This is a genomic window from Rhodococcus ruber NBRC 15591, from assembly GCF_001894945.1.
Classification (GTDB): domain Bacteria; phylum Actinomycetota; class Actinomycetes; order Mycobacteriales; family Mycobacteriaceae; genus Rhodococcus; species Rhodococcus ruber.
Genome location: NZ_BCXE01000044.1, coordinates 1 through 6,339 on the forward strand (window position 1 = coordinate 1; position 6,339 = coordinate 6,339).

Consider the following 6,339-nt stretch of genomic DNA (forward strand, 5'->3'; position numbering starts at 1 on the left):
TCGGCATCCTCGACGAGACGAACGACTACGAGCCGCTGCTGCTGGACTGGCGGGCGCCGTTGGCGCGGCCGTTCTACCTGGCGACGCCGGCGGCGCCGGAGGGAGTGACACGGCGCCGGCACATCCGGTCACGCCGCCGGGCGATCACCGCCCTCAACGACGAGTACCTCGATCTCGACGCGGCCCAGGCGCACGACGCGACCGTCTCGGCGGGCGGTGTCGCCGGCGAGTCGGCACTGCTGGCCGCGCTGAACGCCGCGCGCACGGGGCAGATGCAGGACATCGTCGCGACGATCCAGGCCGAGCAGGATGCGATCATCCGGTCCGAGCACAAGAGCGTGCTCGTCGTGCAGGGGGGTCCCGGCACCGGGAAGACCGCCGTCGCCCTGCACCGGGCGGCGTTTCTGCTGTACACCTACCGTCGGCAGCTCGCGAAGAGCGGTGTGCTCATCGTCGGACCGAACTCGACATTCCTGGACTACATCGGGCAGGTGCTGCCCTCCCTCGGTGAGACCGGCGTGCTGCTGTCGACGATCGGTGACCTGTACCCCGGGGTGCGTGCGACCGTGGAGGACTCGCTCGAGGCGGGCACCGTCAAGGGCTCCCTCGACATGGTCGAGGTGCTGAAGAAGGCGGTGCGGGATCGTCAGGAGGTTCCGGCGACGCCGATCCCCCTCGTCTTCGACACCTACCGGCTGACGCTCGACCGGAAGACGGTCACCCGGGCCCGCGGACGGGCCCGGTCGTCGCGGCGGCCGCACAACCTGGCCCGTCCGATCTTCGTCGCCGCGGTGGTGGACGCCCTCGCCGACCAGCTCGCGTCGATCATCGGTGCCGATCCGGTCGGCGGGGCGAATCTGTTGAGCCGCGAGGACATCGACGACATCCGTACCGAGATGCGGTCGGACCGGGACATCGTGGCGGCGATCGACTCGCTGTGGCCGCAGCTGAGCCCGCAACAGGTGCTCGCCGAGCTGTTCGCCTCGCGGGAACGGCTCGCGTCGGCGGCACCGGAACTCGACGAGAACCAGCGCGAGCTGCTGCTGCGCCCGACCGCGACGCGCGTGTTCAGCGCCGCGGACGCACCCCTGCTCGACGAACTCGCCGAACTGCTCGGGGTCGACGATGCCGCCGAACGCGAGCGGGCCGCGCGGCAGTGGCGCAGGCAGATCGCCGACGCGCAGGGCGCCCTGGACATCCTGACCGGGTCGGCGCCGCAGGATCTCGAGGACGACCTGGACCCGGAGATCCTGATGGCGTACGACCTGATCGACGCCGACCAGCTCGCGCAGCGGCAGGGCCGGTCGAGCCACGAGACCACGGCCGAGCGCGCCGCCGGGGACCGCACCTGGACGTACGGGCACGTGATCGTCGACGAGGCGCAGGAGTTGTCCGCGATGGCCTGGCGGATGCTGATGCGGCGCATTCCGAACCGCTGGATGACCCTGGTCGGGGACACCGCCCAGACCGGAGATCCGGCCGGGTGCTCGTCCTGGCAGCGGATCCTCGAGCCGTACGTGGCCAATCGGTGGAAGAAGGCCGAGCTGACCGTCAACTACCGCACGCCCGCGGAGATCATGGAGATCGCCCACGCGGTGCTCGCCGAGATCGACCCGCATCAGGTGCCGCCCCGCTCGGTGCGCGAGTCGGGATTCGCGCCGTGGGCCCGGCACGTCGTCGAGGACGACCTGCTCGAGGCCGTGTGCAGCGCCCTCGCGGACGACGACGGGCCGGGTCTGACCGCGGTGATCGCGCCGCACGAGCTGGCGGCGCAATGGGATCACCTGCGGTCGGATTCGGTGCGGGTGTCCACGGTGAGGGAGGTCAAGGGCCTGGAGTTCGACTCGGTGCTGCTGGTGGAGCCGGCCGCCATCGTGGCGGAGTCGCCTCGCGGGCTCAACGACCTGTACGTGGCGCTCACCCGCGCCACCCAGCGGCTCGGAGTGCTGCACACCGGGGAGCTGCCCGAGTCGCTGACGGCACTGGCGACGCCGGCCCGGTCGTGAGGGGTCGTCGATGTGCCGTGTCGACGTCCGCCCCGTCCCGGCAGGCGGTATGTTGCGGGCGAACGTGCGGCCGGTCGGAACGGGAGGCGGGGCGGTGAGGAAGGCGTGGCCTCGAAGGGACCAGACACGAAGGGATCGGACACGGAGGGATCGGACACGGAGGGATCGGACACGGAGGGATCGGACACGGAGGGATCGGACACGGAGGCACTGGACACGGCTCCTGGCAGGGTCCGGGCTCCTCGCCGCGGCGGTGGGATGCGCGGGGACCTCGGCGTCCGACGACTCCGGTCCCTCCGTCCCGGTGACGGTCCCGATGGCGGCCGCTCCGGTCGAGGCAGCGGCGCTGGACGGGCCGGCCCTGCGGTTCAAACAGGCCCTGGCCGAGGTGGGGCTGGCCGCCGGCGTGCCCGACGAGACGCTCGTGGCGCTGGTCCGCGGGACGTGTGCACAGCTGGCTGCCGGACTGCCGGAAGACCAGGTCCTCGGTTCGGTCCGGCCGGTCGCGGCCTTCGCGGCGTCCGTCTCGCGGGCGGCGTTGCAGGGCGACGATGCCGCCCGGTTCTACGTGGGTGCCGCCCGCGAGACGTACTGCTGACCCCGGGGGTCAGCGCACGGTGTGCACGATGAGCACGTCCGAGGTGGACTTGCGGGCGAGGTCGGACGGGACGGACCCGAGCAACCGGCCGGTGAGGGTGTTCAGGCCCCGGTTGCCCACCACGAGCAGGTCCGCTTCCACTTCCGCGACCAGTTCGAGGAGCGAGTCGACGGGCGCCCCGACGACGGCCCGTTCCAGAACGTTCTGGGCGCCGGCCGCGTGTGCCTTCTCCCGGGCGGTGCGCAGGATGTCGTACGTGGGCGCCGATCCGGTCACCTGGTAGGCGTCGTCCCCGAGCACGTCGGCGGCGCGGGCGCTGTCCTTCGGATCCACCGGGTAGTAGGCGCACGCGATGACGAGGCGGGCCTCGGCGTCACCGGCGAGAGCTGCCGCCTTCTCGACGGCCCGGTACGACGACTCGGAACCGTCGGTGCCGACGACTACGGTCCGGTAGGCGCTCATGCAATCCTCCATGAAGTTGGTCGGGTCTGGCCGGCGGGCGACCGTCGATGCGTCCCCCCTCCGACTGCTGCGTAGACAGTAACGGCCGATCGGACGGGTCCGGCAGCCTTTGGGGTGGATCCCACAGACCTGCCGGCGTGCGCTCGACGCCACTGACCGCCGTTGACGTTACCGTGCGTCACCGTAACGCGGGCCGAACATCTGCGCGGGGAACACGCCGGACTCCACGAGGGCGTCCCGCCACGGCAGCGCGAGCTCGATCAGTCGATCGGCCTTGCTCTCGCCCAGCGCCGCCCACGGCGCCGCCGCGAGGTCGTCGGTCAGGTCCTCGACGAGTTCGCGGACCTCGAAACCCTCGTCGGTGAGCTCACCGGCGCGGTCGAGCAGTCCGCGGGCACGCAGCGCCGTCGCCGCGGCAGTCCACTCCTCCGCGCTCCAACCGCGGCGCGCGCGGGCGAAGTCCTCGCTGAACCCGATACCTGCGGCGGTGTGGGTGACGAGGGCTTCGATGCCGGTGAGTCCGGCGGTCTGCAAGGCGGCGACGTGCCCGTCACCGCGGTACTCGCGCAGCAGGGTCAGCGCGTGCCACAGAACCAGGTGCGGGGCGTCCGGCCACGGCAGGTCGGCATGCCCGGCGTACAGCGGCCGGCCCTCCGGCCCGGGGACGGCCCGGGCGGCGCTCGCCGCGAGTTCCGCCGCCTCGTGCATCTCCGGGGAGTCGAGCACCTCGGCACCGAGGATCCGGGCCAGTGCCTCGTCGATGCCGCGCAACCGGGCGGCGACGACGGCGTCGGGAGTGGCCAGCTGCCAGGCGCGCGGGATCGCGGACGCGACCAGGCGGGGACTGAAGTTGTAGAAGGTGGCGGTCACGACGCCGGCGCCGACGGCCCCGAGCGCGGCGGAACGCGCCGCGAAGTACCGCATCCGGCCGCCTTCGAGGCCGGTGTCGCCGAGGGCGACGTCGACCTCGGGGGCGAAGTACCCGACGGAGTGGATCAGTTCGAGGGCACGGGCGGTGCGGCCGGCAGACTGTGGGTCCATGCCGCAGACGCTACGCGAGACCCGCGGCATCCATCCCGCGCAGTTCCTTCTTCAGGTCGGCGATCTCGTCGCGCAACCTTCCGGCCAGCTCGAACTGCAGCTCGCGGGCGGCGTTCATCATCTGGTCGGTCAGTTCCTGCACCAGGTCGGCCAGTTCGGCGCGGGGCATGGACTTCACGTCGCGGCCCTCGTAGACGCCGGCGCTCACGGCCCGACCGGATTCCCCCGGCGCGCGGCGGCCGCGGGAGGCGTTGCGGCCCGAGCCGCCGACCTCCACGGTGTCGTCGGCCTCCTCGTAGACCTGGTCGAGGATGTCGGCGATCTTCTTGCGCAGCGGCTGCGGGTCGATGCCGTGCTCGAGGTTGTAGGCGATCTGCTTCTCGCGGCGACGCTCGGTCTCCTCGATGGCGCGCGCCATCGAGTCGGTGACCTTGTCGGCGTACATGTGGACCTCGCCGGAGACGTTGCGCGCCGCGCGGCCGATGGTCTGGATGAGGCTGGTCGTCGACCGCAGGAACCCTTCCTTGTCGGCGTCGAGTATCGCCACGAGCGAGACCTCCGGCAGGTCGAGGCCCTCGCGGAGGAGGTTGATACCGACGAGGACGTCGTACTCGCCGAGCCGCAGCTGCCGGAGCAGCTCGACCCGCCGGAGGGTGTCGATGTCCGAGTGCAGGTAGCGCACCCTGATGCCGAGCTCGAGCAGGTAGTCGGTGAGATCCTCGGACATCTTCTTGGTCAGGGTGGTCACGAGCACCCGCTCGTCTCGCTCGGCGCGTTCGCGGATCTCGTGCACCAGGTCGTCGATCTGGCCCTTGGTGGGCTTGACCACGACCTTCGGGTCCACCAGCCCGGTCGGGCGGATGACCTGTTCGACGAATTCACCGCCGGCCTGCCCGAGTTCGTAGGGACCGGGGGTGGCCGAGAGGTACACGGTCTGGCCGATGCGTGCGGCGAACTCCTCCCAGGTCAACGGGCGGTTGTCGACGGCCGAGGGTAGCCGGAACCCGAACTCGACCAGGTTGCGCTTGCGCGACATGTCCCCTTCGTACATGGCGCCGATCTGCGGGACGGTGACGTGGGACTCGTCGATGACCAGCAGGAAGTCCTCCGGGAAGTAGTCGATCAAGGTCGCCGGCGCGGAACCGGCCGGCCGGCCGTCGATATGCCTCGAGTAGTTCTCGATGCCGGAGCAGAACCCGACCTGCCGGATCATCTCCAGGTCGTACTGGGTGCGCATGCGCAAGCGCTGCGCCTCGAGCAGTTTGCCGCGGTTCTCGAGGTCGGCGAGCCGGTCCTCGAGTTCGGCCTCGATGCCCGTCACGGCCCGTTCCATCCGTTCCGGTCCCGCGACGTAGTGGGTGGCCGGGAAGATCCGCAGCGAGTCCACCTTGCGCACCACGTCCCCCGTCAGGGGATGCAGGTAGTAGAGGGCATCGATCTCGTCGCCGAAGAACTCGATGCGCACGGCGAGCTCCTCGTAGGCGGGGATGATGTCGACGGTGTCGCCCTTGACTCGGAACGAGCCGCGGGTGAACGCCATGTCGTTGCGGGTGTACTGCACGTCCACCAGCAGGCGCAGCAGGGCGTCCCGGGGCACCTCCACCCCGACCTCGAGTGCGATCGAGCGGTCCAGGTACGACTGCGGCGTGCCCAGGCCGTAGATGCACGACACCGACGCGACCACCACGACGTCACGGCGGGAGAGCAGCGCCGAGGTCGCCGAGTGCCGCAGCCGTTCCACGTCGTCGTTTATCGAGGAGTCCTTCTCGATGTAGGTGTCGGTCTGCGCGATGTACGCCTCGGGCTGGTAGTAGTCGTAGTACGAGACGAAGTACTCGACGGCGTTGTGCGGCAACATCTCCCGTAGCTCATTGGCGAGCTGGGCGGCGAGGGTCTTGTTCGGGGCCATCACCAGGGTGGGGCGCTGCACCCGCTCGATCAGCCACGCGGTGGTGGCCGACTTGCCGGTGCCGGTGGCGCCGAGCAGCACCACGTCCTTCTCCCCCGCCTGCAGGCGGCGCGTGAGTTCGTCGATCGCGGCCGGCTGGTCCCCGGCGGGTTGGTGGTCGCTGACCACCTCGAACCGGCCCTCGGTTCGTTCGATCTCCCCCACCGGGCGGAACTCGGAGTGGGCGACAACGGGATGCTCGCTTGCGAACGCCATGGGAACCAGGGTAGGCGGCGGCACCGACAATGCCGATCGGCGGCGGGGACCCGGTGCGTGGCCGCCGC

At 70.8% G+C, this 6,339-nt stretch carries 5 protein-coding genes; 2 read left to right on the plus strand and 3 right to left on the minus strand.

The window, feature by feature from the left end; all coding sequences use genetic code 11:
* On the plus strand, positions 1–2,006 hold a 2,006-nt coding region (locus tag RR3_RS23845; RefSeq protein WP_072786583.1), incomplete at its 5' end, for a HelD family protein.
* A 316-nt stretch (positions 2,007–2,322) separates the two neighbouring features.
* Positions 2,323–2,604 (plus strand): DUF732 domain-containing protein, encoded by a 282-nt coding sequence (locus RR3_RS23850; protein WP_017681317.1) that lies wholly within the window; start codon positions 2,323–2,325, stop codon positions 2,602–2,604.
* A gap of 9 nt (positions 2,605–2,613) precedes the next feature.
* Here RR3_RS23850 and RR3_RS23855 read toward each other — a convergent pair whose 3' ends face one another.
* From RR3_RS23855 to uvrB, 3 genes are all read right to left on the minus strand, one after another.
* Positions 2,614–3,066 (minus strand): universal stress protein, encoded by a 453-nt coding sequence (locus RR3_RS23855; RefSeq protein WP_010595333.1) that lies wholly within the window; start codon positions 3,064–3,066, stop codon positions 2,614–2,616.
* A 168-nt stretch (positions 3,067–3,234) separates the two neighbouring features.
* Positions 3,235–4,107, minus strand: coding sequence for an SCO6745 family protein (locus RR3_RS23860; RefSeq protein ID WP_026137899.1), 873 nt, complete (start codon positions 4,105–4,107; stop codon positions 3,235–3,237).
* 10 nt (positions 4,108–4,117) lie between these two features.
* Positions 4,118–6,271 (minus strand): excinuclease ABC subunit UvrB, encoded by a 2,154-nt coding sequence (gene uvrB, locus RR3_RS23865; RefSeq protein ID WP_010595331.1) that lies wholly within the window; start codon positions 6,269–6,271, stop codon positions 4,118–4,120.
* Between the last annotated feature and the right edge of the window lie 68 nt (positions 6,272–6,339).

What these genes read in the sequence shown, in the direction of transcription:
- RR3_RS23850 (WP_017681317.1), top strand. Translation starts at nt 2,323, where the DNA reads ATGGCGGCCGCTCCGGTCGAGGCAGCGGCGCTGGACGGGCCGGCCCTG.
- RR3_RS23855 (WP_010595333.1), bottom strand. Translation starts at nt 3,066, where the DNA reads ATGAGCGCCTACCGGACCGTAGTCGTCGGCACCGACGGTTCCGAGTCG.
- RR3_RS23860 (WP_026137899.1), bottom strand. Translation starts at nt 4,107, where the DNA reads ATGGACCCACAGTCTGCCGGCCGCACCGCCCGTGCCCTCGAACTGATC.
- uvrB (WP_010595331.1), bottom strand. Translation starts at nt 6,271, where the DNA reads ATGGCGTTCGCAAGCGAGCATCCCGTTGTCGCCCACTCCGAGTTCCGC.